Below are 1,451 nucleotides of genomic sequence, written 5' to 3' on the forward strand. Positions count from 1 at the left end.
TGCCATTTTTCTTTATACTGTCACTGAGGCAGGTTGGACATTTGATTTCTAGAGTTATTTGCATTTCTCTATTTTATCAAAATTCAACCTGCTTTTTTTCAGCATACTTTTTGAAACACCACCGAAAAAATAATTAAAAAATTTAATCGTTCAAGTAAAGGGTATTCAGTATCTTTCGCCTGTACCAACACCCGCTTATGAAACTCAAGTAGTGAAAGCTCTCTATTTATATACTTTTTTAACGGATGTGATGAAGAGTTTGAAGGCACATTCAAGGAAGTCATTTATGGCTCTTATAAAGTTAGATTGCAGCACTAAAGAAAACTTAATAAAAAATTCCCTAAAACCTTTGGAAGAGGTCAATTAATTTTTTGTAAATAAAAAATGACCAGGTCTGCGGGAAGGCTAAGAATTGAACTTTATTCAATTAAGTATTCTGTGACTGCTTCATGACATTTTTATGACATCGTATTGTATTGTTATTTCATGTGGGTAATATTTAGACTTTTATCTGAGTTTAGAAGAAAGGGACAACTGAACCGTACCGGGTTTGTCGGAGAGTCAATATTCTGAGAGACTATCCCGATGACAAAATTAAAATATACCCCTGAAATCAGAGAAAGAGCGGTTCAATTATTGATTGAATCTGAAAAAGATTATCCTTCTACTTAGGCTGCAATCACAGCAATTGCGCCTAAGATTGGTTGTACTCCTGAAACACTTCGTGCCTGGCATCAAAAGCATTTAGATCAGCAAAATCCTATTAAAGTACAACAGATATCTGATCAAGAAAAAATGAAGCAAATGGAACGTGAAATTAAAGAATTAAAGCGTGCCAATGAAATTCTACGTAAAGCAGCCGCTTTTTTCGCCCAGGCGGAGCTCGACCGCCCACACAAATAATGGTGGATTTCATCCATAACAATAAAGACTTATATGGTGTTGATGTGATTTGTAGGATTTTACCGATCGCACCTTCAACCTATTACCGGACTCTAGATCTCTGCGATGAGAAGCATTGCTTCGCAAGGGAACATCGAGCGAAACGAGATCTACATGATGAGCATCATGCTGAACAAATTAAACGAATTTGGAAGGAAAGTTCAGGTCGATATGGTGTACGTAAAGTCTGGCAAAAATTAAAACGTGAGGGTTATGTTATTGCACGTTGTACAGTTGCTCGATTGATGCAAAAGCTAGGTATACAAGGTGTTTGGCGTGGTAAGAATAAACAAACCACCCGTAACCGAGATGACCAAAAACGGGCAGATGATTTAGTGAAACGTAATTTTAATGCTGATCATCCAAACCAACTATGGGTGGGTGACTTTAGTGTGCCGCAGCAAGCGGCGTAAGAGATGAGGGTATGGCCCCTCGCTATCGGCTTGCAGGAGCAGGTAGCAAACCACCATAAGCGGCTTGGATCAAAAGTCCCGGTCGTGAGCGTTATG

Annotated in this window: 2 pseudogenes and 1 other annotated feature; of the pseudogenes, one reads left to right on the forward strand and one right to left on the reverse strand. The window is 38.6% G+C overall.

Going from position 1 to position 1,451, the window contains the following annotated elements:
- Positions 1–122: 122 nt before the first annotated feature.
- Positions 123–284: pseudogene (locus FTV09_RS17700) on the reverse strand (hypothetical protein); the annotation flags it as partial.
- 301 nt (positions 285–585) lie between these two features.
- On the opposite strand from FTV09_RS17700, the pseudogene FTV09_RS17705 reads away from it, so the two are divergent.
- A pseudogene (locus FTV09_RS17705) lies at positions 586–1,343 on the forward strand (IS3 family transposase); the annotation flags it as partial.
- Positions 861–977: a sequence feature (AL1L pseudoknot), on the forward strand. Its footprint overlaps the pseudogene before it by 117 nt.
- Positions 1,344–1,451 lie beyond the last annotated feature (108 nt).

Source organism: Acinetobacter sp. YH12227 (assembly GCF_013417785.1).
Lineage (GTDB): Bacteria > Pseudomonadota > Gammaproteobacteria > Pseudomonadales > Moraxellaceae > Acinetobacter > Acinetobacter gandensis.